Origin of the sequence: Thalassospira australica (assembly GCF_000763295.1) — a bacterium.
Taxonomy (GTDB): Bacteria; Pseudomonadota; Alphaproteobacteria; order Rhodospirillales; family Thalassospiraceae; genus Thalassospira; species Thalassospira australica.
In genome coordinates, this window is the sequence record NZ_JRJE01000006.1 from 51669 (window position 1) to 78165 (window position 26497).

Here is a 26497-nt window from a genome sequence, read left to right on the forward strand (position 1 = left end):
TTTGCCGGGCCGTTCTTCGTTGATTAACTTGCATAGGTCCTGACCCCGAAAATGTCGGCCATTCCTCGCCCTTTCTGGATTATTCTTGGCGCCGTTTCGATTGCATTTCACCTGTGGCTGATTTTCTCAGGACTGGTGCCAAACCTTGTCAGCCGCCCGATCCATATGGCGCTTGCCCTGCCATGGGCATTGGTCTTTGTTGCCAAAACCCGTGCCCAGTTTGTATCGGGTCTGATCTTGACTGTGATCGGCCTGATTGGCTGTGGATGGATCGTCTGGAACCATTCGGATCTTGCCGATCAGTACGGTTTTTTGATCGGCAATCATCAAATCCTGATCGCCAGTGCGCTGTTGCTTGTTGTTCTTGAAATGGCGCGGCGCGCCATTGGCTGGCCACTGCCGATGGTCGCGGGCATCGCACTTCTTTATGCGTTGTTGGGGCAACATGTTCCGGGCGAATTTGGTCATGCCGGATTGCCTGTCGAAAGCATGCTTGGCACCTTGACGATTGCCGAAGGCGGGCTTTGGGGCAGTCTGACCGGGGTCTCGGTAAGCATTGTCGCCATCTTTGTGATTTTTGGCGCGGTTTTGAATGGCGGTGAAGCCGGTCAGGGTTTCATGAATGTTGCAGGTGCCGCTGCCGGTCGCCTGAAAGGCGGGGCCGCAAAGGTATCGGTGATTTCATCGGCCCTGTTTGGGTCGATCTCGGGATCGGCATCAGCCAATGTTGCATCGACCGGGGCCATTACCCTGCCGGCGATGACGCGCCTTGGATATCCCAAACGGCTTGCCGCAGCGGTCGAGTCGGTTGCGTCTTCGGGCGGGCAGATCATGCCTCCTCTGATGGGGGCAGGTGCCTTTGTGATGGTGGAGCTGACCGGTCGCCCCTATGTCGACATCATGGTCGCGGCCATGGTTCCTGCAATTCTTTATTTTCTGGCGGTCTGGGTCGGCATCAATGCCTTTGCCCAGCGATTTGATCTTCCCGGTGTGCCCGAGGAAGATCGACCAACCATGCGTGCGGTTGTCATAACGTCGTGCTTTTTCCTTGTGCCGTTTACCATCCTGCTTTGGGGCATGTTTGGCGGTGGGTACACGCCACAATATGCAGCTTGCCTTGCGCTTCTGGCTGGTGCGGTGTTGCTGTTTTTTGATGCCAAGCTGGATTTCAGTCTGTTGCGTGCCAAGGACCGCTTCATCAATGTCTGCCTGAATGCCGGGCGCCAGGTGGCGATGATCGGGTCGATCATTTTGTGTGCCTCCATCGTTATTGGTGTATTGGGGCTGACCGGACTTGGGGTGAAAATCACATCTTTGCTGTTGTCCGGCTCTGGAGGGATGCTGTGGCCCGCCTTGTTGTTGACGGCCCTTGCCTGTCTGATTCTTGGTATGGAAGTTCCGACAACAGCGGCCTATGTCATTTGTGTTTCCGTTGCCGGACCGGCCTTGATCGAACTGGGCCTTGATCCGCTGCAGGCCCACCTGTTTGTTTTCTGGTTTGCGTTGCTGTCGACCATTACCCCGCCGGTGTGCGGGGCGGTGTTTATTGCCGCTGGCATGGTCGAGGAAAACTGGCTGAAAGTTGCCGTTACGGCGATGGCCCTTGGCATCGGGCTTTATATCGTCCCGCTTGCAATGGTGGCCAATGGATCACTGATTGATCTGGGGGCTGAGCCACTTTGGGCAATCGCGGCGGGGGCCAAGGTCGCGGTTGGCCTGACGGCGATTTCCTTTGGCCTGATATCGCCCCGTCCCGCGTGGATGCGGATCGGATTGGTGGCAATCGGCGCAGCAGTGGTTTTTGTTGCAGGGATTTAGGTGCAATAGCAAAAGGCCGACAGAAAACTGTCGGCCTTTTGGGTATCTGAGGGCGTCGATGATGTCTGCATTTATGCGGTTGCACGTCCGCTGCGTGGTCCGGCAAAGAACCAGATGATCAGGCCCAGAATTGGAAGAACGATCACCAGAACGGTCCAAAGTACTTTTGAACCGGTGCTTGCGCCGCTTCCCATGATATTCACAATGGCCCAGATATCTGCGATCAGAATCAGTAGCCCAATAATTCCGCCATACTCAAACATAGTCCAACCTCGTAATTGTTGCAGCGGCACTGTGCACCGCGCTTACAACTCAAACGGTTGGCTCGGCATCTTGTTCCCGCGATGGGAAATGGGGCTATACAAATTGTCCGGCAGACCAGCCCGAAGACCAGGCCCATTGGAAATTGAAACCGCCCAGATGGCCGGTGACATCAACCACCTCACCAATGAAATAAAGGCCCGGAACATCGCGGGCTTCCATGGTTTTTGACGACAGGGCATTGGTATCTACCCCGCCTATCGTGACTTCAGCCGTCCGGTATCCTTCTGTGCCGCTTGGCTTTAGCGACCACTGATTGACATCCATGGCAAGTTTGCGCAGGGCCTTGTCACCGGTTTCACCAATCGGGCGGTCAAGGCCGTGGTTGGTCGTGATCATCTGTGCCAGACGGTTGGGCAGGATGCGTGACAAAACAGTATGAACCGCCTGTTTCGGGTTCTCGCCCTTGGCGGATTTCAAAAGTTCAAAGGCGTCTTCTTCCGGGTTCAGGTTCACCGTGATGTTGTTGCCTTCGTCCCAATACGATGAAATCTGCAGGATTGATGGTCCCGAAAGGCCGCGGTGGGTAAACAGCAATCCTTCGCGGAACTGCTTTTTGTTGCACTGGACAATGGCATCAACAGAGATGCCGGAAAGCGCGCCGGTGCGGGCACGAAGATCGGTGTCAAAAACGAACGGGACCAGGGCTGCACGGGTCGGGATGACATCAATGCCGAACTGGCGCGCGATCTGATAGCCAAAACCGGTTGCGCCGATTTTCGGGATCGACAGGCCACCACAGGCAACAACAAGCGACTGGCAGGTCCATTGTGCGCCGGTGCGCGTCATGACATCAAACCCGCCATCATCGCGGCGGATGATATTGGATATCTCGGTGTTGAGCTTGATTGTCACATCGGCCGCATCACATTCATCAAGCAACATATCGATGATCTGAAAGGACGATTCATCGCAAAACAATTGGCCAAGCGTTTTTTCGTGCCAGCCAATGTTGTATCGGTTCACCAGATCAAGGAAATCATGCTGCGTATAGCGTTTCAGCGCAGAAACACAGAACCGCTTGTTTTGTGAAATGAAGTTTTCCGGGCTGGTGTGGATGTTGGTGAAATTGCATCGTCCGCCACCGGAAATGCGGATTTTCTCTGCCGGTTTGGCGGAATGATCCACCAGCACGACAGACCGTCCGCGTTTGCCCGCTTCGATCGCGCACATCAGGCCAGCTGCGCCAGCACCAATGACAAGGACATCAATATTTTTCACGTAAGCCAGACCCGTTCGAATTGGAAAACCCTGACGGCCTTATACGAATAAACAGCAACACTGTCAGCGTTTGTCGACGGGATGCTGCCATGATCTGCAGTCCGCAGGGTTTTCCTGTTCGGTGTGGGGGCGTAAAATTCAGGTGCCCGGCAGTTCGTTCCAAAGCGGATGGATCGGTGCGACATCTTCTTCGATTTTGGTAAAGCGTGCATCGCAGTCAAAGAAGTAGTTATCGGCCAAATCGTCATTGACCTGCGATACTTCGCCGACAATGACCGGGCCTTTGCCCTCTTGCCCATAAAAGCGATGTACAAGGGTGCGCGGCAGCGTAACACTTTGCCCCGGCTCCAGCACGACCTTGCCACCGGCAGGCAGGATGTTGAGCTTTCCATCCGTGCGCACACGTACGTCATTTACCCGGTCCATCTGACCATCTTCGGTCAGATTGCAAAGCTCAATCACCAGATTGCCGCCACCGCGCACGATGATGTCTTCCATTTTGACCTTGTGGTAATGCCACGGGCATTCCTGATTTTCGCCAACGATCATGATCTTTTCTGCATAGGGCACTTCGCCCGGTTGCCGCAAAATGCCATTGCGCAGGCAAAACAGGATCAAGCCACGCTTGTCAAAATTGCCCTCGCCGTAATCGGTCACGTCCCAGCCCATCTGATGACCACGGCACCATTTGGCCAGATCCGGGTCTGCTTCCCACTGGGCCGGGCTGTAATGGGCCCATTCCGGCAGTTTGAATGCGATGGATGCATAAAGTTCCTTGGCGTGCTCGATGCAGGCATTGATTTCAGAACGCAGCATGGGGGACCTCTTGTAGCGTTTGGGGATGGCCCAACCTTGTGGGCCCAATCAAGTTGGCAGGGTTTTAACACGGTCCGTACCCGATTGCGACCATTTTTGAATGCATTCAATAAAGGGGTTTTGAACGTCACCAACCGGCAATGAGAATTTTCAGTTTGCCTCTTAAACGCCGTTTTTTGTGTTGATACCGGAAAATCAAAGATATGATTTGATCTATGAAATTTCATCTTTCGGGTGTCGGGCAAAGGACGCAAAGGCATGACGCAATCATCGGGGTTTTCAAAAATCGTTGCAGCAATTGTCGTCGCAGGCGGGCTTGCGGCATCGGGTTGGCTGGTCGGGACCGGTATTGAAAACATGCGCGCCCTTGATCGTTACGTGACGGTCAAGGGACTGGCCGAACGCGATGTAAAGGCCGACAAGGCAGTCTGGCCGATCACCTTTGTTGCGACCGATGACGTCTTGCAAAATGCACAAGCCAAGATTGATGCCGATACCAAGACACTTTTTGAATTCCTCGGCAATCATGGCATCGGCCGTGACAGCACCGAATTGCAAAACCTTCAGGTTACCGATCAGCTGGCGCAATCATACCGTTCCGGTCCGATTGAAAGCCGTTATATCGTAAATCAAACCATTCAGGTCCGTACAGATGATGTCGATGCGGTGGTTGCCGCGTCGCAGGATATCGGCAAGTTGCTTCAGGGTGGGGTCGTTCTGGGCGGGCAGGGCTATAACCCGGGGCCGAGTTATCTGTTTACCGGCCTTAACGACATCAAACCCGAAATGATCGCAGCGGCAACCGCCAACGCCCGCGAAGCAGCCCAGCAGTTTGCAGCCGATTCTGGTGGGCAACTGGGTGGTATTCGCCGCGCGACCCAGGGCCTGTTTCAGATACTGGCCGCTGATGGTGCCCCCAATACCATGCAAGCCAACCAGATCAATAAAACCGTGCGCGTGGTCACAACCATGGAATATCTGATCAAGGATTAATCAGGACCAATCCTGTCAGTGACAAGTTGACAGCCGCGTCAAAGCTGGTTTTATGCGCGCCATGGCGCAATTGATCCTGTTTAACAAGCCCTACGGCGTTCTGACCCAGTTCACCGACCGTGAAAACGGCCGGGCGACGCTGGCGGATTATATCAATCTGCCCGGTGTTTATGCCGCCGGCAGGCTGGATCGTGATAGCGAAGGGCTTTTATTGCTGACCGATCACGGGCCACTGAATGCCCAGATCGCCCATCCGAAATACAAGAAAGCCAAAACCTATCTGGTGCAGGTCGATGGGGAACCGACTGACCAAGCACTTGAAGCCCTGCGCAATGGTGTCGAACTTAAAGATGGTATGACGTTACCCGCCCGCGTGCGTCGGATCGAAGAGCCCGCCAATCTGTGGGAGCGTGACCCCCCGGTACGCTATCGCAAGGCCATCCCGACGAGCTGGATTGAACTAAGCATTACCGAAGGCAAAAATCGTCAGGTCAGGCGTATGACTGCCGCTGTCGGTTTTCCAACCTTGCGTCTGATCCGGCATGCCATTGGCGACTGGACCCTTGACGGTCTGGCACCGGGCGAATGGAAGGTGATCGAGGTGGATGCACCCCTGGCAACACACCGGCGTTTGTCCGCGGGTTCTTCCAGGCCACCAAGCCGCGATGAGCTTCTGGTTGCAGACGCTGCGGCCTCCGGCCAAGCAGACACTGCCCAGCCAAAAAGCGCACGACGCAAGGGTGGCTATAAACCCGCCCTTCAGCGCAGCAAGGCACAAAATGCCAAAGAGCCCAGCCACAATGATGGTGGCAAGCCTGTTGCAAAGGGCCGGTCACAAAAGAATGCTCAGGGCCGCAACAAACCGCAAGGCGCTGGACGTGGTAAACCGGCAATGGCAAAAGGCGGTCGTACGCGATCGCGCCCCAACAAAGGATAAACCCGGATGCTGAGTTACTTGCACGGCTTTCACGCCGGGAATTTTGCTGATCTGCACAAACACGCGGCGCTTTGGCTGATCCTGGCGCACCTGCGCAAAAAGAAAAAACCGTTCTGTGTGATTGATACCCATGCCGGGTCCGGGTGGTATGACCTTGGCAGTGAACAAGCGGCCAAAACCGGCGAGTGGAAAGATGGCTATGGTCTGGCGAAGGCCGCATTGGGCGCGCCCGACATGCTGCAACAGTATCTTGACCATGTGGCGGCGTTTGATCCGGTCGCGCACGGTTGGGATTATGGTGTGCGCGAAATGGATGAATATACCGGTCCGTTTTATCCCGGGTCCCCGTTTATCGTGCGCGAAATGTTGCGTGAAGACGATGAACTGGTCCTGATGGAGCTTCACCCGCGCGAATATGAAAACCTGCGTCACAGGGTGAAACGTGACCCGCGTACCCATTTGCACAAACGCGATGGCTACGAAGGATTGGTTGGTATGATGCCGCCCGCCATTCGGCGTGGACTTGTTCTGATGGATCCAAGCTACGACGTAAAGCAGGACTATCAAAAAGCTGCCAACGCGGTGCGTCAGGCGTGGGATAAATGGCCAACTGGCACTTTCATGCTCTGGTATCCGCTCCTTGAAGATGGCTTTGATGCGGAGTTGCGCAGCAGCTTTGCCGCAATCAAGTCAACCGGCGGGGTCATGTGTGCGGAGCTTGCTGCCGATCAGGGGGGCGCAAAGGGCCGGATGCGTGGCACCGGATTGCTTGTGATCAACCCGCCCTGGCAGTTTGACCAACAGCTTGATGAAATCGGGACCTGGTTGGCGAATACCTGCAAATTGCCTGGCCCGGCAAAACACAGCATCCATTGGCTGGTTGCAGCCGCATAAGAAAAGCCCCGACGGCAACCTGCCATCGGGGCTTAATACGTTGGGACGCATCAGAAACTAGATACCAAAGAACGGCTGCAGCAGTTTTGGTAGCAGGCGATTGAATTTCATCGGTGCATCGGTTGCGATCAGGCAGATGCATTCCTCTGCCGTGTCGGCAATTGGTTGATGATCGACATCATCATCAAGGTCCGCGACATCCCCGGCACGGAACCGACCGATTTCGTCGATATAGGATCCCTTGATCAGCAGGGTCATTTCATGACCATGATGCCCATGATCGGGGATAGACACACCCGGTGCGATCTTCATCAGGCGCACCGTGCCTTTGCTTTCGATCGATTTCAGCTGGAAATGTTTCACACCCGGTGACAGCGATTTCCACGGAATATCTTCAAGTGACGTCACATCATCAGGCAGCAATTCGGCAAGCGGCCTTGGCAGCGCAGACATTGCACTACCGGTAATGCTTTCGCCGACCGCAACACGCCGAAGAGATGGCATTTTCTGTGTGGCGATGTTTTCATTCGCCGTTTCACGTTCAAGCATTGCCATGACATGATCAAGGGAATGATCGGCCATCGCCATGCTGCTGGTACTTTCAAGCGCAGCACCGCCCATGGTTTCAAAGCCAGTGACTTTATCACGGCAGTGGGGGCACACAGTCATGTGCGTTGCCACCAAAAGCTCCATCGCCTGGCTTAGCGATCCACTGGCATAATCGATCAACGTCTGATCAGTTGGATGATGTTTGATGTTCATGCGACACCTTCCAGTCCACCGCGCAACTTGCCCAGCGCAAGCCGCAGACGGGATTTTACCGTCCCCAGCGGGATATCAAGACGCTCTGCGATTTCACTGTGTGAGCAATCTTCAAAAAACGACAATTCTACGACCACCTTCTGATCGGCTGGCAATTCCTGCATCGCGGCTTTGACAAGGACGGCTTCCTGATCGCGGTTGACGACTTCGTCTGCCAGCGGATCTCCGTCAATAATCAAAGTCGGGTCGGAATCATCAACCTCGATATGTTTACGTTGCCGGAACCGGTCAATTCGCAGGTTCCTGGCGATTGTGAAAATCCACGTGCTGGCTGCTGCCTTAGAAGGGTCAAACAGGTGCGCTTTACGCCAAACCTGCATCATTGCTTCCTGTGCCAGTTCCTCGGCGGTTTCTGAATTGCCGCCAAACCGGAACATGTACGCCTTCACCCGCGGTGCAAAATGCGCAAACAATTGCGCAAAAGCTTCCCGATTGCGCGACGTGGCAATGGAAACAATCCAGTCGGCACATTTTTTCGCTTCGACCGGATCTGCTGGCCCGGTGCGTCGTGTTGTGGTGCCGCTCATTCTGGTTTCAGGTCCCCTCTGGGGCCGCGCCAAGATCGTGTTCATCATACAAATCTTACGGCGGCTGCATTCATTTGGATCAGATAAAAATGTACGTTCTGCGCCAGATACTTACAATCAGGGGCGGCAAATAAATCCTTGTGATCCGTACAATCTTGCGATCCGTACTAATATGTAGATTGAAAACTTTAACTACAAGCGGGGCGGACCGATATGAACTCAGTCACTTCGGGTAAACTCAACATCGCTGTCGTCGGCTCCGGTATTTCGGGTCTGTCAGCCGCCTGGCTGCTTAGCCAACCCCACAATGTGACCTTGTATGAAAAGGATGATCGGCCCGGCGGTCATTCCAATACGGTTGATGCCGGGCAAACCCCGGTTGATACCGGTTTCATCGTTTACAATACCCGCTGTTACCCGAATTTATGTGCGTTGTTTGATCATTTGAACGTGGAAACAACGCCGACTGATATGTCCTTTGCGGCCTCGATGGATGAAGGTGGTTTGGAATATGGTGGTAGCGATCTGGCATCGCTTTTTGCCCAGAAACGCAATATCGTTCGTCCGCGTTTTTTGAAAATGGTCCGCGATATTTTGCGCTTCTATCGCGAAGCCCCGGCAGCACTTGAGGACGGTACTGCCCAACACATCAGTCTTGGTGACTATCTGCGCGACAAACGTTATTCCCAATCCTTTATCAATGATCATTTGCTGCCGATGGGGGCAGCAATCTGGTCAACGCCTGTTGATACCATGTTGGCTTACCCCTTGGCCGCATTTGTGCGGTTCTGTCAGAACCACGGCCTGTTGCAGATCAAGGACCGGCCGCAATGGCGCACGGTTGTCGGTGGGTCGCGCGAGTATGTTAAACGCATGACTGCGGGAATCTCGGGCGGCGTTGTGCTTGACCGTGCGATTGCCAAAGTCGGAAAAACCACATCGGGGCGTGCCTATGTCGAAGACCGATATGGCAAGCGCGAGGAATATGACCATGTAGTTCTGGCCTGCCATGGGGATCAGGCACTTGCCCTGCAGGAAAACCCGATGCCCAAGGTCACAGAATTGCTTTCGGCATTTAAGTACGAGCGCAACCTTGCCATCTTGCACAATGACGCCAGCCTGATGCCGAAAAACCAAAAGGTATGGTCAAGCTGGAACTATCTGGCCGAGGAACACGACGGCGAGAAGAAGGTCTGTGTCACCTATTGGATGAACCGCCTACAGCACCTTGACGACAATCAGCCCTTGTTTGTCACGCTGAACCCGCCACGCCATCCTGCAGATGGTAGTGTGATCCGATCCTTTTTGTATGACCATCCGTTGTTTGATGGCGGTGCAATGGCCGCGCAAAAGGACCTTTGGTCTATTCAGGGTGTTGATAATATTTGGTATTGCGGCAGTTACTTTGGGTATGGCTTCCATGAGGATGGCATTCAATCGGGCCTTGCCGTGGCCGAGGCAATTGGTGGTGTGCGGCGTCCTTGGAATGTCGAAAATGAAAGCGGCCGTATCCATCTTGGCGATACGGCAGCTTTGCAATCCAGTGAGGCCGCATGAGAAACACACATTCGGCCAAACGCACTTCTGCGCTTTACGAAGGGGTGGTAACCCATCACCGACTGCGCCCAAAACAGCACAAGCTGCGTTACCGTGTGTTTTCCTTCCTGCTTGATCTTGATGAAATCGATGATCTTGCCGCGAAATTCAGGCTGTTTAGCCGCAATCGCTTTAACCTGTTTTCCTTCCACGACCGTGATCATGCCGATGGTCAAACGGGTGATCTGCGCACCCGGCTTGAAGGTATTCTGGCCGAACATGACCTGCGTGATTGTGCGCACAAAATTCGATTGCTGTGCTATCCGCGCTTGCTTGGTTTCGTGTTTAATCCGCTTTCGGTTTACTTCTGCCACCGGGCGGATGGCTCGGTCGGGGCGGTGCTATATGAAGTCTCCAACACCTTTGGTGATCGTCATAGTTATCTGATCCCGGTCGGTGAGGACGGGCTTGATCACAAGAACGTTCTGCGCCAATCCTGTGCCAAGGGGCTTTATGTTTCACCCTTTATCGACATGGTAGCGGATTATCATTTCCGTATTCGCATTCCGGGCGAAAATGTTGCCGTCACCATTCGGGAAACCGATGCCAATGGGGTTTTCCTGAATGCGGCCTTTGTCGGTGATCGAACCGAACTTTCCGACCGTAAACTATTAGGAGCGTTCATTCGTTACCCGCTGATGACCTTGAAGGTTGTCGCTGGAATCCACTGGGAAGCGCTTCATCTTTGGCGCAAGGGAATGACGTTCCACAAACGCCCGGCACCGCCCCAAAATGCGGTCACCTATGTGCTGGAAACAGGGACTGCAGCGGCCCAAGCAGGAAAGAGATAAGAAAAATGTCAAACCGCAATCGTGATGCTTCCGGATTTGCAGTTCCTCTGCGCGACCGTCTGTTGCCGATGCTTGGCAGCATGACCGGCAGTAGAAGTCTTTTGAAAGCCATGCTCAAACGGGTTCTGGCGCATTTGCATTACGGGCGTTTGACGATTGTGTTGCCTGACAATGATACTTTCCATTTTACCGGCGAACGCGAAACCGATCTGCGCGCGGCCATTCACATCCATGACTGGCAGGCGATCCGCAAACTTGCGACCGGTGGTGATGTCGCCTTTGCCGAGGCTTATATCGATGGCAGCTGGAGCAGCCCGGATCTGACGCATTTGATGCAGTTTGCGATGCTCAATGAAACGATCGTGCGCGCGCGCCTTGCTGGCGGCTTTCTTGCCCGCACAGTTGCGCGGATTGGCCATTTGCGCAACAGCAACTCGCTTGAAGGGTCAAAGCGCAATATCTCCTATCATTATGACCTCGGGAATGAATTTTACCGGTCCTGGCTTGATCCCAGCATGACCTACTCGTCGGGTTATTATGTTGACGCCGATATGTCGCTCGAAGCAGCTCAAACCGCGAAATACGAACGCATATGTCAATTGGCCGACCTAAAGCCGGGTGAAGATATCCTTGAAGTCGGATGTGGATGGGGCGGCTTTGCCGAACTTGCCGCAGGCAAATATCGTGGCAATGTTACCGGACTTACATTGTCAAGAGAACAGCATGCCTTTGCACGTCAACGCCTGTTGATGCAGGGCTTGAATGATCGCACTGATATCGTGTTGCGCGACTACCGGCACGAAGAAGGCCGCTATGACAAGATCGTTTCAATCGAAATGTTCGAAGCCGTCGGTGAAGAACATTGGCCAACCTATTTTGAAATGATCCGCAAGCGCCTGAAGCCGGGTGGCAAAGCTGTGCTGCAAATCATCACCATTGACGATGATCGGTTTGAAACCTATCGCAAGGGTGCGGATTTCATTCAGCGCTATATCTTCCCGGGCGGGATGTTGCCATCGCCAACCGCCCTCTCGGCGGCAGTTGCAAAAGCCGGACTTTCCCTCAAAGAGTCTGAGTTCTTTGGCAAATCCTATGCCCGGACTTTGGCCGAGTGGCAACGTCGCTTCCAGCATGGCTGGGACGGGGTCGCCAAGCAGGGGTTTGATCTGCGGTTCAAACGCATGTGGGAATATTATCTGGCTTATTGCGAAACCGGGTTTGACCGGGGATCGATCGATGTCGGTCTGTTCGTGATCGAACATCCGCAAAATGCGACCATCTGAGTCCGCACCCCAAACGTCCATTTTCTATGCGCTTCCGGCGATGGCTGCTGCCGTGCCGACGATCCCGGCCTATGTTTTGTTGCCAAGTTATTATGGTGATGATCTTGGGCTTGGCCTGACGGTTACAGGTGCGGTCTTGTTATTGGTGCGTATGATCGACATGCTGACCGACCCTATCGTCGGTTGGCTGTCAGACCGTTCCGGTATGCGCAAAATCTGGGTGGGATTTGGTGCGGTTATTGCCGGGTTTGGGCTTTGGCACTTGTTTACCCCGCCGCCCCAGCCAGATGCGATTTACCTGCTTGTGTGGGCCAGCGTGTTGTTTTTGGGTTGGACCCTGTTTCAGGTTCCCTATCTGGCATGGGGGGCTGATCTTTCCGGTGATTACAGGAAGCGCACATCACTGACCGCCATGCGCGAAGCAGCAGGCTTGATCGGGATTGTTCTTGCAGGTGCAGTTCCGGTTTTGATCAATGCGGCTGACCGGGCAGAAGAAATCAGAACACTTGCCACCGTGACGCTGACTTTGGGTGCCGTTTTTGTTGCCCTTTTGCTGTGGCAGGTGCCCGACCCGGTTGCGCAGCAAAAACGCATCAAGACAGCGCCAATGGGTAATTTGACTGTCACCATTCGCCTTGGTTTTCGTAGTTTGCGTGACAATCGATTGTTCATGCGTTTGTTGGGCGCATGGATGATCAACGGGCTGGCAGCAGGATTGCCGGCCGTCTGTTTCCCATTGTTTGTGCGTTATTACCTCAAGCTGGATCAGGACAGCGAAAATATCCTGATCCTTTTGTATTTCGCCGCAGCAATTATTGCCATTCCGCTGTGGGTGATCATGGCAGGGCGCATTGGCAAACATCGGGCCTGGTGTGCGGCCATGATAATGGCGATTGTCGCCTTTGGTTTTGTGCCGGTCCTTGGTGCCGGGGATATGGCCGGATTTGCCGTTATTTGTCTTGTGACCGGTGCCGCATTGGGAGCCGACCTTGCATTGCCACCGGCCATTCAGGCCGATGTTGATGATTGGGATCGCTACCGTTTTGGTGCGCGGCGCACCGCGCTTTTATTTGCCCTTTGGAACATGACCAACAAGCTTGCCATGGCGCTGGCAGCCGGGATTGCCTTGCCAATTCTTGGCGCCTTTGGCCTGACCGACGCGGGGGTTGAAAAAACCGGTGCCTTGGTGGTGCTGGTTTTGATCTATGCCGTTATCCCCGTCGTACTAAAAGCAGGAGCAATCGGGATGATGTGGCGCTTTCCACTAGACAGTACCCATCAGGTTGCCATTCGTCGGCGCCTTTCACGCCGCACCGTTTGATCTTGGGGACTTCGGGACAGGAGAAAATCGATGCTGCGTAAGACAATGGTGCTGTGTCTATTGGTGCTTTTAACCGGATGTGGGTCGATGAAACCGCAGGATTTTGCGCAAAAGCAACCCCGCTTCGATGTGTTTGATTACTTCGAAGGTAACAGCCGGGCCTGGGGAATTTTCGAAGATCGGTTTGGTACACTGCGACGCCAGTTCACGGTTGATATAACCGGGACCGTGTCAGACGGTGTGCTGACGTTGGAAGAAGACTTCATCTACGATGACGGTGAAACCGATCGCCGGGTTTGGACCATCACGCGGATAAGCGATCACATCTACGAAGGCCGTGCCGATGACATCATTGGTACAGCTGAAGGCATTCAATACGGCAATGCGCTGAACTGGTCATATGACATGGATCTTAAGGTCGGAGATGGCGCATGGCGTGTCGGTTTTGATGACTGGATGTTCCTGCAGCCTGACGGGGTTCTGGTCAATCGGGCGCGGGTTAAGAAATGGGGCTTTGAGATTGGCGAAGTCACACTGTTCTTCACCAGGGCTAGAAGTCATGCCAATGACTGAAATGGCATGACTTCTAGCCCTGGGACCCAACACGTCGCGCAAGCCGCTGAATGATCCAGCGCAGCACGGGGATTTTGGCATAAAACTTTTGCCCGGAATCCCAATGATCAGTATGTGACCTCAGCAAAGTGCCATCGTCATTAAAGGTAACTTCCGACATGCCGGTAAAGTCCCACTGGCCAATCACCGGAACCTTGGCGCTAAAATGCCAACGCAAAAATCCCATATCCCCATCAACTGCCCGATGTGTGACGACGAAACTCGGGTTTTCCGCATCGGTAAAGGCTTTTGCCAGATAGGAGCTGACCTGTTTGGGGCCCTTTACGGTGGTAAAGGGGTCGCAAAACACAAAATCATCTGTCACAAGATCAGCAAGCTGGTCGACTGTTTCTGGCGACAGGCTTTCATAATACGCAGCATAGACGCCCAGTAGGTGGCGTTGTCTGTCGATGACTTCGTTCATGCTCGGACCAGTTTACGCATCAGTTTAAAGAAAAGCGGATATGGCAAAATACGCGTCAGCTTCAATTGCCGCACGAAAGGTGGTGGGAAGGCAATTTCAAAATCGTTGTTGCCACAAAGTCCACGATACAGGTAGTCAGCAGCCTGTTCCGGCGTCAGCAAATAGGGCATCGCAAAATCGTTCTTATCGGTCAAACGGGTTTTAACGAATCCCGGATTAATCACGCGCAGTAAAACGCCGCTGCCGGTCAGTTCGGTATGAAGCGATTCACACAAATTGATCAGTGCCGCCTTGGTTGGGCCATAGGCGGATGCATTGGGCAAACCGCGATAGCCTGCGACGGATGCAACAACGGCAATCTCGCCCGATCTTTCAGCTCGCATCTTTGATAACAATGGCTCCAGACAGTTCACGATCCCCATATAATTGGTATCCACGTGACTGCGGATGGTTTCGGCGGAAAATGCAGTTAGTTTCATCGGCGAATACATTCCGGCGGCCAAAACCACCAGGTCAGGCAGGCCAAATTGGCTTTCGACCGTACTGAATGCGGACTTAACGGAATTTGGATCGGTAACATCGACGGCAATCGGCGTCATATTGGGGTTTTGGGCCGAAATATCGCGAAGTTTATCGGCATTTCGCGCCGAAATGATGATTTTTTGATCCGGAGACGTCGGGGTGTCATGGAATTTTTGCGCAAGGGCTGCACCGATTCCCGAAGATGCTCCGACGATCCAGATGGTCTGGAATTTCTTTTTCATTCTGGGTCCTTGTGTGCGGTATCTGTCGCACAATTCATGCAGCGATATGTGATGGTTGATCCGTCCCGTGCCTTGAATTGAAGGCCAACCCACCGGCCATCGGAATCATACCATGCATTGGTTTCAAGCTCGCCGTCATAGGTGAACTGGGTTGCGCGCAGCGTTCCGGTTGAGGTGCGCAGCATTTCACTGTCCGATGCGGTAATGCTGACCATATTTGGTTTGCCGGTGATGGTGTTTAAAACCGCACGGCTGCCCAAAACGCCACAATGCCAGTGATCGGTCGGGAAAATACCAGGCGGCAGGGTCTGATCGCCATCCGGGCCACTGACAATAAGCTGTCCCTGATCGCGTTTGGCGCTGACCTTCGTTTCGTCGCCATCATCATCGACCACAACCGACATCGCGGCGAGCTGATTGCCCTGCCACAGGCTTTCGGAGCGATAGTAAAAGCTGTACGCGTTAAAACCCAGAAAACTGATGTTGATATTGCTTTGGGCAATAACCTGAAGCCCGTCACGCCCGCGATTGAACTGCACAATGTGACTGCCCACCGGTGCATCATTGCGCCGGATCTGAAAACGAAGCTCATTACCGTACCGTTTGACCGGATCAAACCCGGCACAGGCATCAGGTGCCTCGAACGCATTTGTCAGTTTGGTCTGATCCACAAGGGCGTTTTGCACAGCCATGCCTGTCGTCTGCGGTATGGCAGCCGCAGCCGACGACAGGGCAATGACGCCGGCAAATGCCAAAGTTCCAAGCAGGTATCGGATCGGGAATACCAATTGCGTTTTCATGATCGTCACCGCATGCGTGATTAAACAAGTTGAACAAGTGATTGTTCTTTCTTGTTACGTATGGCGGGCAATAGCAGATCAAACGTCATCATCATTGCCGGGCAGGGCGCGATGGGGTAAAGCAGGGGCAGATATGAAAGGCCACGCCATGCTTCACCCGATTGCCGAAGACCTCATTGCGCATGTATTGCACCGCGACTCAAACGTCATCGTGCTCAACAAGCCACCGGGACTGGCTTCACATGGCGGGCCGAAAACCTATTTCCATGTCGATGCTTATCTGCCGGATTTGAAATTCGGCATTCAGCCGGAACCAACCCTAGCCCATCGTCTGGATCGGGATACGGCAGGCTGTCTGTTGCTGTGTCGTCATCCGAAATCATCAAAAAAGATCACCCGTCTGTTTACCGAAAAGAAGATCGGCAAGACCTATTGGGCGGTGGTGCGCGGGGCGATGGCCGATGACCATGGCTTCATCGATGCGCCGATTGGCAAGATCAATGATGAAAGCGGCTGGACCATGCTGGTCCATGAAGACGGTCAGCCATCCAAAACCGAATACAAGGTCCTGGGGCGTGGCAAAGACGCCGATGACAAAGATATCTCATGGCTTGAACTGATCCCCCATACCGGGCGCACGCATCAGCTACGTGTGCATCTTGATCATGTCGGACATCCGGTGGTGGGTGACCCGTTCTATGGCCGGGGCGATGAACCGCCGATCTTTGGTGCGCCGCCGACCTTGATGCTGCTGTCACGCCAAATCATCATTCCCTTCCATGCCGACCGTGATCCGGTCATTGTCGATGCACCGCCGCCAGAACTGATGCGTCCGGGCCTGTCGGCTTGTGGCTATAACGGCGATTATGCCGCCCATGCGACGTCAATTGATGCTCAGTACACCGGCGATGACAGCGATACTGAAGGCCGACAGTAACGTTTCCAGCGTGATGATGGATGCCATTGCCTCGGGGTCGCCATTTAACTGGCGCGCAAGAATATAGGCATTCCCCGCGCACGGCATTCCGGCGTACAGAACTCCCATTGCCAATGTCATGCCCTCTACCCCTGCCAGATGCAGGCAGATGCCCGTAATCACCGGCAGGATGGCAAGCTTGATGGTGGTTGAAAGCGCGATACCGCCCAGTGCCTGTTTGTCGATGACAAATTTCAAACCCGCCCCTACGGACAAAAGGCTCAGTGGCAAGGCTGCTGTCTTGAAAAGGGCAACCGTATTTTCAATTGGCAGCGGAACATGAATGTTGCTCACATTCAGGATCGCACCGGCCCCGGCCGCCAGAATGATCGGGTTTTTGATCAGGCCTGCGACGATGCGCCTGAAGTTGCTTTTCCCGCCGCTAAACGCGCTTAAGACCACAACACCCAGCATATTGGTGACAATCACCATCACCGCGATAAACACGATGGCCAACGCCAAACCCTTGCTGCCATAAAAAGCATCGGCAACCGCAAGCAGAACATAACTGTTATAGCGAACCGCGCCTTGAAAGATGGATGTAAAAAGCGGTGTGTTACGCGTGATCACCCTGCGCAGCAGCAGCAAGACACCCGACAGCCCCAAGGTCGCAGCCAAGGTTACACTGACCGCGGTTCCGGCGTTGCCACTTGAAAAATCGGCACGATAAATCTCGACGATCAGAAGCGATGGCAACAACAGATAATAGGTCAGCCGGTCAATCCCGGCCCAGATGTCCGCGCTTGTGATCAGAAAACGTTTCAATGCTGCGCCAACCAAGATGGCAGCAAAAATCGGAAAGATCGCAGCGATCAGTTCATAGGTAAGTTGCATGGCGGGTGGGGCGCTCCGACGGGGGCAGCTGGTATGGTGGGGCGTTCAGATAACAGGCGCTTATACCGTGCGGTTGCTGTAATCGGCAAAGACCTGTTCGGGGGAATGATCGCGGTATTGTTCGCAGATTTCCTCGAACTTTGGATTGCTGATCAGAAGGTCTGCGGTGCTTTGATTGCAGGCAATCGGCACTTCATAAAGGTTGGCAAGCCGGATCAGGGCGCGCACATCGACATCGTGGGGGTGCGGGGTCATCGGATCGGTGAAAAAGAACATGGCTTGCAGTTCACGATGGGCAATCATCGATCCAAGCTGCTGATCGCCGCCAAATGGCCCGCTTTTAAGCGGATGAATATCAAACTCGGGAAAACGTTCCTGCAACACCCTTCCGGTGGTGCCGGTGGCAAAGATGCGCATCTTGGCAAAAGCACCCGTGTGCTTGGCCAACCAGTCAGCCATTTCGCGTTTGCGACGGTCATGGGCGACAACACCAACTGAAAGCACCATTTTTTCAATCTCCGGACCAGTAAAGAGGATTGGTCATACTAATCCCGAATGCGACCATCCGTCACGCCCCAAAAGTCAGACAAATATGGAAAACAAAGATAGCTGAATGGCTTAGGGCGTATTTGGTTTAGGTTGAAGCCTTTTGTCTGAATCATTCTTTTACCCTGCTAAACGGCAAACGCTCTGGGCAGGGGTAAGGGGCGCACAAACCAAAACGGCCGTCCCAATGGGACGGCCGTTTGTCGTTCAGACAGATGCCTGATGCATTACATGTGGATTGCGCGTTTGTCTGCGTCCAGTGCGGCTTCCTTGACGGATTCGCCAAGGGCCGGGTGGGCGTGGCAGGTGCGCGCGATGTCTTCGGCAGAAGCGCCGTATTCCATCGCCAGAACCACTTCGGCAATCAGATCGCCTGCAGCCGGGCCGACAATATGCGCGCCGACGACACGGTGCGTTTTCTTGTCTTCAATGATTTTAACAAAGCCCTCGGTGCTTTCCATTGCCTTGGCACGGCCATTGGCAGTGAAGGGGAATTTGCCGACTTTGTAGTCTGCGCCTTCTTCCTTAAGCTGTTCTTCGGTTTTGCCAACCGATGCAACTTCCGGCCAGGTGTAAACAACACCCGGGACCTTGCCGTAATCGACATGGCCTTCTTCGCCTGCGATCATTTCTGCCAGGGCAACCCCGTCTTCCTCGGCCTTGTGGGCCAGCATCGGACCGGCAATCGCATCACCAATCGCAAAGATGCCGCCAACATTGGTCTGGAAGTATTCGTCGGTTTTGACACGACCACGGTCGTCAAGCTCAACGCCGACACCATCCAGGCCAAGGCCATCGATGTACGGACGACGGCCGATGGCCACCAGAACCACGTCAGCCTTGAGTTCCTCTGCATCGCCGCCTTTGGACGGCTCAACAGTCAGGGTCACGCCAGACTTGGTGGTTTTGGCCCCGGTAACCTTGTGACCGAGTTTGAATTCAAGGCCCTGCTTGGTAAAGATGCGCTGGGTCTGTTTGACCAGATCGCCATCCATGCCCGGCAGAATGCGGTCAAGGAATTCAACAACGGTGACTTCGGCACCAAGACGACGCCAGACGGAACCAAGTTCCAGACCGATCACGCCCGCACCAATGACAACCATCTTCTTGGGCACTTTGGAAAGTTCCAATGCGCCGGTCGAGGAGACAATTTTTTTCTCGTCAATCTCGACACCTGGCAGCGGGGTGACTTCCGAACCCGTCGCAATGACGATGTTCTTGGCAGTCAGGGCTTCTTCGCCACCCTCAAGAAGGGCAACCTTGACTTCGGTCGGCGAGGTGATCTCGCCAGCACCTTTGACATAGGTAATCTTGTTCTTCTTGAACAGGAATTCGATCCCTTTGACATTGCTGTCAACGACCTTGTCCTTACGGGCCATCATCTTTTCGATGTTGACCTTCGGCTTGGAGACTTCGATGCCGTGGGTATCGAAATGCTCGGTTGCTTCTTCGAACAGGTGGGATGAATGCAGCAGGGCCTTGGACGGGATGCAACCTACATTAAGGCAGGTACCGCCAAGTGTGCCGCGTTTTTCAACGCAGGCAACCTTAAGACCAAGCTGTGCGGCGCGGATGGCGCAAACATAACCGCCAGGACCGCCACCGATCACGACAACGTCGTAGTTCTCACTCATGAGTTCTGTGATCCTTTTGTCTGATCAGATGTCGAGCAGAATGCGTTCCGGGTTCTCGATGCATTCCTTGACGCGTACCAGGAAGGAAACGGCTTCGCGGCCGTCAATGATACGGTGGTCATAGGACAATGCCAGATACATCATTGGACGAATTTCGACTTTGCCGTCGATTGCGACCGGGCGCATCTGGGTTTTATGCATACCAAGAATACCGGACTGCGGTGCATTCAGGATCGGCGATGACAGAAGCGATCCAAAGACACCACCGTTCGAGATGGTGAAGGAACCGCCGGTCATTTCATCCATGCCGAGTTTACCGTCACGTGCACGCTTGCCGAAATCAACAATGGTGCTTTCCAGTTCGGAGAAGGTTTTTTCTTCTGCCGAACGGATAACCGGAACAACCAGACCCTGCGGCGTGCCGACAGCAACGCCGATATCGCAGTAGTTCTTATAGATGAAGCTGGTGCCGTCGATCTCGGCATTCACCGCCGGCCATTCTTTGAGTGCCGTGGTGCAGGCTTTGATGAAGAAGGACATGAAGCCAAGCTTCACACCGTGTTTCTTCTCGAAACCTTCTTTGTATTTGTTACGGCAAGCCAGAAGGTTGGTCATGTCCACTTCGTTATAAGTGGTCAGCATGGCCGCAGTGTTCTGGGCTTCTTTCAGGCGGCGCGCGATGGTTTGGCGCAGCTTGGACATTTTGACACGCTCTTCGCCGTCACGCAGTTCGCGTTCGGGTTTCGGTGCCGCCGGTGCGCTTGGTGCCGGGGCAGCAACGCGCGAAGCAGATCCGCCACCTTCGAGGAAGTTCAGAACGTCGCCTTTGGTCAGGCGGCCGTCTTTGCCCGTTGCCGGGATTTTTGACGGATCAAGGTTCTTGTCCTCGACCAGTTTGCGAACGGCCGGTGCCAGCGGGTGGTCGGAGTTTGACGTAGTTGCTGCTGCCGGTGCGGCTGCAGGGGCTGCTTTCGGCTCTTCTTTTTTGGCCGGAGCTTCTTCTTTTTTCTCGGCCGGGGCTTCTTCCTTGGCCGGTTCATCAGAAGCAGCAGCGCCTTCAGCACCTTCGTCGATCTGTGCGATCAGCGCGCCAACTTCAACTTCGTCGCCTTCTGCAACAACCAGTTCGGCAATCGCGCCAGCAACAGGTGCGTTGACTTCAACGGTAACCTTGTCGGTTTCAAGTTCGACAATCGGTTCATCGGCTGCAACAGCTTCACCAACTTTTTTGTACCATTTTGCCACGGTGGCTTCAGATACAGATTCGCCCAACGCGGGAACTTTAACTTCAGTCGCCATTTTTTCCTCGACCGTTTTTAATCAGGCAGTGTGGGTCTGCCAGGATACGAATGAATTCTTAATGAACGTATCGGACGGGCGATTTCTCGCCCGTCCGGTAAGGTTACTAGACGCTTAGTGCCTTATCGACCAGTTCGGCCTGCTCACGCAGGTGGGCCTTCAGAAGACCCGTTGCCGGCGACGCAGATGCTGCGCGACCAACGTAAACAGGACGTGCCGTCTTGTGCTTGATGCTTGCCAGGGTGGCTTCGATCCGGCGGTCAACAAAGTACCAGGAACCCATGTTTTCGGATTCTTCCTGACACCAGACCACATCAGCATTCGGGTATTTGGCCAATTCCGTAGCAAGTTCCTTTTCCGGCCACGGATAAAGCTGTTCGACACGGACAAGCGCAACATCTTCGATGCCACGGTTTTCACGTTCGGCAAGCAGATCGTAATAGACCTTGCCCGACGACAGAACGACGCGTTTGACCTTCTTGTCGTCAACCAGCTTGCCGGTTTCACTGATCACAGTCTGGAACTTCGTGCCCGGACCGAATTCGGACAGGGACGATACAGCCTGCTTGTGACGCAGAAGCGATTTCGGCGTCATCAGGATCAGCGGTTTACGGAAGGAGCGACGGATCTGACGGCGCAGGATGTGGTAATAGTTTGCCGGTGTCGTACAGTTCGCCACCTGCATGTTGTTTTCACCACAAAGCTGCAGGTAACGTTCCAGACGTGCCGAACTATGTTCCGGACCCTGGCCTTCGTAACCGTGCGGCAGAAGCATCACCAGACCCGACATACGCAGCCACTTGGCTTCGCCCGAGCTGATGAACTGGTCAATGATGACCTGTGCACCGTTGGCAAAATCACCGAACTGGGCTTCCCAGAGAACCAGCGAATGCGGTTCTGCAAGGGTGATGCCATATTCAAAGCCAAGAACACCTGCTTCGGACAGAGGCGAGTTGAGTACTTCAAGCTCGGCCTGGCCGGTACGGATGTTGTTAAGCGGGGTGTATTTTGCCTCGTTGGTCTGATCGATCAGTTTGGCATGACGCTGCGAGAAGGTGCCACGCTGGCAATCCTGACCCGACAGACGCACTGGCGTGCCTTCGCACATCAGGGTGCCGAATGCCAGGGCTTCGCCCGTTGCCCAATCAATGCCCTCGCCGGTTTCAAACATCTTGGCTTTGCCCTTCAACTGACGAAGGATCTTGCGGTTGATGTCATAATCACTTGGCGGGGTCGAAAGCGCCCGGCCAACTTCCTGCAACAGGTCGTTGTCAACACCGGTCTCACCGATCCAGTCCGCATCGTCGCTGTGCGAGGATGCAAGACCCGACCATTTGCCTTCAAGCCAGTCAGCCTTGTTCGGACGGTAGTTTTCTGACGCCTTGAATTCTTCATCAAGATAATCCTGGAACGACTTGTCCAGTTCCTTGATGCGTTCTTCGGTCAGAAGACCTTCCTTGATCAGCTTCTGTGCATAGATGTCTTTGGTGGTCGGGTGTTTGCCGATCACGTCATACATCTTGGGCTGGGTGAATGCCGGTTCGTCGCTTTCGTTATGGCCAAAGCGGCGATAGCAGAACATGTCGATGACAACGTCCTGTTTGAATTCCTGACGGAATTCGGTCGCGATGCGGGCCGCATGGACCACAGCTTCGGGGTCGTCACCATTGACGTGCAGGATCGGTGCCTGAACGACTTTGGCAATGTCCGAGCAATAGGGCGACGAACGGGAATCGGTTGGTTTGGTCGTGAAACCGATCTGGTTGTTGACCACAAAGTGGATCGTACCACCGGTACGATAGCCTTTGAGGTGAGACAGATCGAAGGTTTCCGCCACAAGACCCTGACCGGCAAAGGCCGCATCACCATGCAGAAGGATACCCATAACCTGCTCGCGTGCGGTGTCTTTGCGCTGGGCTTGCTTGGCGCGGACCTTGCCAAGGACAACAGTGTTCACCGCTTCAAGGTGCGACGGGTTTGCCGTCAGCGAAAGGTGAACGACATTGCCGTCAAACTCGCGGTCGGCAGATGTACCAAGGTGATATTTAACATCACCCGAGCCCATCACGTCGTCCGGCTTGGACGGGTTGCCCATGAATTCCGAGAAAATCGCACGGAACGGCTTGCTCATGACGTTGGCAAGAACGTTCAGACGACCACGGTGCGGCATGCCGAATACAACCTCGCGGATGCCAAGCTGGCTGCCGCGTTTAAGGATCTGTTCCATTGCCGGGATCAGGGCTTCGCCACCGTCAACGCCGAAACGCTTGGTGCCAACATATTTGGTGTGCAGATAGTTTTCAAAGCCTTCGGCTTCGACCAGGCGCTCAAGGATGGCTTCCTTGCCGCGTGCAGTGAACTGCGTCTGGTTGCCGATGCTTTCGATCCGCTGCTGAATCCAGGACTTCTGTTCAGGTTCCTGGATGTGCATGAATTCGATACCGATCGACCCGCAATAGGTTCTGCGTGCCAGCGAAACGATCTGGCGGATGGTCGCGGTTTCAAGACCCAGAACATGGGCGATGAAAATCGGACGGTCCAGATCGGCTTCGGTAAAGCCATAGGTCTTGGGATCAAGTTCCGGATGCGGTTCACGCGGGGTCAGACCCAGCGGATCCAGATGCGCTTCGAGATGGCCACGGACCCGGTAGGACCGGATCAGCATCAGGGCGCGAATGGAATCATTGGCCGCAGCACGAATGGCATCAGAATTAACCGGGCCAGCCGAGGGTGCTGCATGAGGTGCCGGTGCGTAGCCCGCCTGGGCTGGACGTTCGGCATGCCCCTGTGAGACGTCGTATCCCTCCATACCGCCGACAACCTTGGTTTCCCGTGGCTGCCAGCTGGGTCCACGCATTTCTGCGAGAAGATCGGAGGCGTCGTCCTGCAACCCGTCAAAAAACTCAGCCCAGCTCTGGTCAACCGCAGACGGGCTTTCCAGATACCGGGCGTAAAGTTCAGCGATGTAGGTTGCGTTCGACTCGTTTAGAATCGTGTCGAGATCTTGAGGTTTCATTTGTGGTCTTGGAAGGCATGGTCCCCAAGAAGGACCACGCCCCCCCTTGCCTTTCCTCTGACTACCTGGATTAGCCCTTCAAAGCCTTCAGCATGGTCGAGCCGAGGCTTGCCGGGGAATCGGCAACAAGAACGCCAGCGCTGCGCATTGCGTCCATTTTCGCATCCGCAGTGCCTTTGCCGCCGGAGATGATCGCACCGGCATGGCCCATGCGTTTACCCGGAGGTGCGGTTACACCGGCGATGAAGCCAGCGACCGGTTTCTTGACCGAGGAAGCCTGCAGGAATTCACATGCTTCTTCTTCAGCCGAACCACCGATTTCACCGATCATGATGATGCCTTCGGTTTCCGGATCCTTCAGGAACAGGTCGAGGCAGTCGATGAAGTTGGTGCCGTTGACCGGGTCACCACCAATACCGATACAGGTCGACTGACCCAGCCCTGCGGCCGTGGTCTGTGCAACTGCTTCGTAGGTGAGCGTACCGGAGCGCGAAACGATACCGATTTTACCGCGGCGGTGAATGTGACCCGGCATGATGCCGATTTTGCATTCATCCGGGGTGATAACACCCGGGCAGTTCGGACCGATCAGGCGGGTCGAAGAACCTTCGAGCGCGCGCTTCACACGGACCATGTCAGCAACCGGAATGCCTTCGGTGATGCAAACAGCCAGTTCGACTTTGGCGTCGATGGCTTCAAGGATTGCATCTGCTGCGAAGGGCGGCGGAACATAAATGACCGAGGCATTGGCCCCGGTTACGTGAACCGCTTCGTCAACCGTGTTGAAAACCGGGAGGTCAAGGTGCTTGGTGCCGCCTTTACCCGGGGTTACACCGCCAACCATTTTGGTGCCGTATGCCAGTGCCTGTTCGCTGTGGAAAGTACCCTGCGAACCAGTGAAACCCTGGCAGATAACTTTGGTGTTTTTATCGACGAGAACAGCCATAGTTACGCGGCCTCCTTCACAGCTTTGACCACCTTCTCGGCGGCATCGGCAAGGTTGTCAGCCGAAACAATCGGCAGACCCGATTCTTCGAGGATCTTCTTGCCAAGTTCGACATTGGTACCTTCAAGGCGAACGACCAGCGGGACGTTCAGGCTGACTTCGCGGGCTGCTGCCACAACGCCGTCTGCAATCACGTCACAACGCATGATACCGCCAAAGATGTTGACCAGGATGCCTTCGACATTCGGATCAGACAGGATCAGCTTGAAGGCCGTGGTCACGCGTTCTTTGGTTGCGCCGCCACCAACGTCAAGGAAGTTTGCCGGTTCGCCACCATAGAGCTTGATGATGTCCATGGTCGCCATGGCAAGGCCTGCGCCGTTGACCATGCAGCCGATGGTGCCATCAAGCTTGATGTAGTTGAGGCTGTGTTTTGCAGCTTCAAGTTCAGCCGGATTTTCTTCGTCTTCGTCGCGCAGCTCTTCGATGTCCGCATGGCGGAACAGCGCGTTGTCGTCGAAGTTCATTTTGCAATCAAGGGCGATGATGTCGCCGTCGCCGGTCACGACCAGCGGGTTGATTTCAACCATTGCTGCATCGGTATCAAGGAAGCACTGGTACATCGCGGTCATGAATTTGACTGCTTTGGAAACCTGCTTGCCTTCGAGACCAAGTGCGAATGCCAGTTTACGGCCATGGAAGCCCGAGAAGCCCGCTGCCGGATCGATGTCGATGGTGACGATCTTTTCCGGGGTTGCTTCTGCAACTTCTTCAATATCCATACCGCCTTCGGTCGACGCCATGAAGATCACGCGTGAAGTCGCGCGGTCGACGAGAACCGAAAGATACAGTTCGCGTGCGATGTCGCAGCCTTCTTCGATGTAAACGCGTTTGACTTCTTTGCCATCCGGGCCGGTCTGGTGGGTAACCAGGGTAGAGCCGAGCATCTGCTGCGCGTTTTCGCCAACTTCTTCCGGGCTCTTGACGACGCGAACGCCGCCTTTGTCACCAGCTTTGGCTTCTTTGAAGGTGCCCTTGCCGCGGCCACCAGCATGGATCTGGGATTTTACCACGTAAACCGGACCAGCCTGGGACTGGGCAGCTTCGATGGCTTCCTGAGCGGTATATGCAACCTTGCCGTTCGGCACGGTCACACCGTATTTGCGAAGAATTTCTTTCGCCTGGTACTCATGAATATTCATGTTCGGTCGCTTTCTTGCCTTCCGTACGATTTCCTGTGGGTCAGAAATCTGGATTTCAATGTCCCTTAACGAGCGGGAGGGACTTTGTTTAAGAGGCCCGCGAT

The 26497-nt window shown here is 54.4% G+C and carries 25 protein-coding genes; 10 read left to right on the plus strand and 15 right to left on the minus strand.

Annotated elements, in window-relative coordinates; translation table 11 throughout:
- Nucleotides 1-51 precede the first annotated feature (51 nt).
- Nucleotides 52-1818: a TRAP transporter permease gene (locus tag JF44_RS0105655; protein ID WP_033068000.1), complete on the plus strand. Its 1767-nt coding sequence runs from the start codon at nucleotides 52-54 to the stop codon at nucleotides 1816-1818.
- A gap of 71 nt (nucleotides 1819-1889) precedes the next feature.
- Here JF44_RS0105655 and JF44_RS0105660 read toward each other — a convergent pair whose 3' ends face one another.
- From JF44_RS0105660 to JF44_RS0105670, 3 genes are all read right to left on the minus strand, one after another.
- Nucleotides 1890-2081 carry a PLD nuclease N-terminal domain-containing protein gene (locus JF44_RS0105660; protein WP_033068001.1) on the minus strand — a complete coding sequence of 64 codons (192 nt, stop codon included), beginning with the start codon at nucleotides 2079-2081 and terminating at the stop codon, nucleotides 1890-1892.
- Nucleotides 2082-2175: 94 nt separating this feature from the next.
- The gene (locus tag JF44_RS0105665; RefSeq protein ID WP_033068002.1) at nucleotides 2176-3360 is read right to left on the minus strand and encodes a BaiN/RdsA family NAD(P)/FAD-dependent oxidoreductase; all 1185 of its coding nucleotides are present in this window, start codon (nucleotides 3358-3360) and stop codon (nucleotides 2176-2178) included.
- 138 nt (nucleotides 3361-3498) lie between these two features.
- Nucleotides 3499-4176, minus strand: coding sequence for a D-lyxose/D-mannose family sugar isomerase (locus tag JF44_RS0105670; protein WP_033068003.1), 678 nt, complete (start codon nucleotides 4174-4176; stop codon nucleotides 3499-3501).
- Between the two features lie 258 nt (nucleotides 4177-4434).
- Here JF44_RS0105670 and JF44_RS0105675 point away from each other — a divergent pair, with 258 nt between their 5' ends.
- From JF44_RS0105675 to JF44_RS0105685, 3 genes are all read left to right on the plus strand, one after another.
- On the plus strand, nucleotides 4435-5169 hold the full coding sequence (locus JF44_RS0105675) for an SIMPL domain-containing protein (RefSeq protein WP_033068174.1): 735 nt from the start codon (nucleotides 4435-4437) through the stop codon (nucleotides 5167-5169).
- Nucleotides 5170-5230: 61 nt separating this feature from the next.
- On the plus strand, nucleotides 5231-6106 hold the full coding sequence (locus tag JF44_RS20130; protein WP_238318381.1) for an rRNA large subunit pseudouridine synthase E: 876 nt from the start codon (nucleotides 5231-5233) through the stop codon (nucleotides 6104-6106).
- 6 nt (nucleotides 6107-6112) lie between these two features.
- Nucleotides 6113-7000: a 23S rRNA (adenine(2030)-N(6))-methyltransferase RlmJ gene (locus JF44_RS0105685; protein WP_033068004.1), complete on the plus strand. Its 888-nt coding sequence runs from the start codon at nucleotides 6113-6115 to the stop codon at nucleotides 6998-7000.
- Nucleotides 7001-7057: 57 nt separating this feature from the next.
- Here the strand turns inward: JF44_RS0105685 and JF44_RS0105690 are convergent, their stop codons facing one another.
- Nucleotides 7058-7762 carry a ChrR family anti-sigma-E factor gene (locus JF44_RS0105690; protein WP_033068005.1) on the minus strand — a complete coding sequence of 235 codons (705 nt, stop codon included), beginning with the start codon at nucleotides 7760-7762 and terminating at the stop codon, nucleotides 7058-7060.
- Nucleotides 7759-8349 (minus strand): sigma-70 family RNA polymerase sigma factor, encoded by a 591-nt coding sequence (locus tag JF44_RS0105695; RefSeq protein WP_033068006.1) that lies wholly within the window; start codon nucleotides 8347-8349, stop codon nucleotides 7759-7761. Before JF44_RS0105695 ends, JF44_RS0105690 begins: the two co-directional genes overlap by 4 nt.
- A gap of 213 nt (nucleotides 8350-8562) precedes the next feature.
- On the opposite strand from JF44_RS0105695, the gene JF44_RS0105700 reads away from it, so the two are divergent.
- Genes JF44_RS0105700 through JF44_RS0105720 form a run of 5 tightly spaced genes read left to right on the plus strand, consistent with a single transcriptional unit; the run spans nucleotide 8563 to nucleotide 13913 of the window.
- Nucleotides 8563-9906 carry an NAD(P)/FAD-dependent oxidoreductase gene (locus JF44_RS0105700; protein ID WP_033068007.1) on the plus strand — a complete coding sequence of 448 codons (1344 nt, stop codon included), beginning with the start codon at nucleotides 8563-8565 and terminating at the stop codon, nucleotides 9904-9906.
- Nucleotides 9903-10736, plus strand: coding sequence for a DUF1365 domain-containing protein (locus tag JF44_RS0105705; protein ID WP_033068008.1), 834 nt, complete (start codon nucleotides 9903-9905; stop codon nucleotides 10734-10736). The genes JF44_RS0105700 and JF44_RS0105705 overlap by 4 nt, the downstream gene beginning before the upstream one ends.
- A 5-nt stretch (nucleotides 10737-10741) precedes the next feature.
- Entirely contained in the window at nucleotides 10742-12019 is a 1278-nt protein-coding gene (locus JF44_RS0105710) for an SAM-dependent methyltransferase (protein WP_033068009.1), read from the plus strand.
- Entirely contained in the window at nucleotides 12006-13340 is a 1335-nt protein-coding gene (locus JF44_RS0105715; protein ID WP_033068010.1) for an MFS transporter, read from the plus strand. Before JF44_RS0105710 ends, JF44_RS0105715 begins: the two co-directional genes overlap by 14 nt.
- 30 nt (nucleotides 13341-13370) lie before the next feature.
- Nucleotides 13371-13913 carry a DUF3833 domain-containing protein gene (locus JF44_RS0105720; RefSeq protein WP_081944345.1) on the plus strand — a complete coding sequence of 181 codons (543 nt, stop codon included), beginning with the start codon at nucleotides 13371-13373 and terminating at the stop codon, nucleotides 13911-13913.
- Nucleotides 13914-13926: 13 nt separating this feature from the next.
- Here the strand turns inward: JF44_RS0105720 and JF44_RS0105725 are convergent, their stop codons facing one another.
- Genes JF44_RS0105725 through JF44_RS0105735 form a run of 3 tightly spaced genes read right to left on the minus strand, consistent with a single transcriptional unit; the run spans nucleotide 13927 to nucleotide 15940 of the window.
- Nucleotides 13927-14376, minus strand: coding sequence for a nuclear transport factor 2 family protein (locus JF44_RS0105725; RefSeq protein ID WP_033068012.1), 450 nt, complete (start codon nucleotides 14374-14376; stop codon nucleotides 13927-13929).
- Nucleotides 14373-15140 (minus strand): SDR family NAD(P)-dependent oxidoreductase, encoded by a 768-nt coding sequence (locus JF44_RS0105730; RefSeq protein ID WP_033068013.1) that lies wholly within the window; start codon nucleotides 15138-15140, stop codon nucleotides 14373-14375. Before JF44_RS0105730 ends, JF44_RS0105725 begins: the two co-directional genes overlap by 4 nt.
- Nucleotides 15137-15940 carry a DUF6134 family protein gene (locus JF44_RS0105735; protein WP_238318382.1) on the minus strand — a complete coding sequence of 268 codons (804 nt, stop codon included), beginning with the start codon at nucleotides 15938-15940 and terminating at the stop codon, nucleotides 15137-15139. Before JF44_RS0105735 ends, JF44_RS0105730 begins: the two co-directional genes overlap by 4 nt.
- A 133-nt stretch (nucleotides 15941-16073) precedes the next feature.
- On the opposite strand from JF44_RS0105735, the gene JF44_RS0105740 reads away from it, so the two are divergent.
- A complete protein-coding gene (locus tag JF44_RS0105740) occupies nucleotides 16074-16877 on the plus strand; it encodes an RluA family pseudouridine synthase (protein WP_081944346.1) in 804 nt (267 codons plus the stop codon).
- Here the strand turns inward: JF44_RS0105740 and JF44_RS0105745 are convergent.
- The 7 genes from JF44_RS0105745 to sucC form a co-directional block, all read right to left on the minus strand.
- On the minus strand, nucleotides 16824-17750 hold the full coding sequence (locus JF44_RS0105745) for an AEC family transporter (protein WP_033068014.1): 927 nt from the start codon (nucleotides 17748-17750) through the stop codon (nucleotides 16824-16826). The two genes, JF44_RS0105740 and JF44_RS0105745, sit on opposite strands and share 54 nt — an antisense overlap.
- Before the next feature lie 60 nt (nucleotides 17751-17810).
- Entirely contained in the window at nucleotides 17811-18257 is a 447-nt protein-coding gene (locus tag JF44_RS0105750) for a methylglyoxal synthase (protein WP_033068015.1), read from the minus strand.
- A 266-nt stretch (nucleotides 18258-18523) separates the two neighbouring features.
- On the minus strand, nucleotides 18524-19930 hold the full coding sequence (lpdA, locus tag JF44_RS0105755; protein WP_033068016.1) for a dihydrolipoyl dehydrogenase: 1407 nt from the start codon (nucleotides 19928-19930) through the stop codon (nucleotides 18524-18526).
- A 24-nt stretch (nucleotides 19931-19954) separates the two neighbouring features.
- The gene (gene odhB, locus JF44_RS0105760; RefSeq protein WP_033068017.1) at nucleotides 19955-21229 is read right to left on the minus strand and encodes a 2-oxoglutarate dehydrogenase complex dihydrolipoyllysine-residue succinyltransferase; all 1275 of its coding nucleotides are present in this window, start codon (nucleotides 21227-21229) and stop codon (nucleotides 19955-19957) included.
- Nucleotides 21230-21335: 106 nt separating this feature from the next.
- Nucleotides 21336-24245, minus strand: a complete 2910-nt coding sequence (locus tag JF44_RS0105765; protein WP_033068018.1) for a 2-oxoglutarate dehydrogenase E1 component — start codon at nucleotides 24243-24245, stop codon at nucleotides 21336-21338.
- A gap of 70 nt (nucleotides 24246-24315) precedes the next feature.
- Nucleotides 24316-25191 carry a succinate--CoA ligase subunit alpha gene (gene sucD / locus JF44_RS0105770; protein WP_033068019.1) on the minus strand — a complete coding sequence of 292 codons (876 nt, stop codon included), beginning with the start codon at nucleotides 25189-25191 and terminating at the stop codon, nucleotides 24316-24318.
- Nucleotides 25192-25193: 2 nt separating this feature from the next.
- On the minus strand, nucleotides 25194-26423 hold the full coding sequence (gene sucC, locus JF44_RS0105775) for an ADP-forming succinate--CoA ligase subunit beta (RefSeq protein WP_272945636.1): 1230 nt from the start codon (nucleotides 26421-26423) through the stop codon (nucleotides 25194-25196).
- Between the last annotated feature and the right edge of the window lie 74 nt (nucleotides 26424-26497).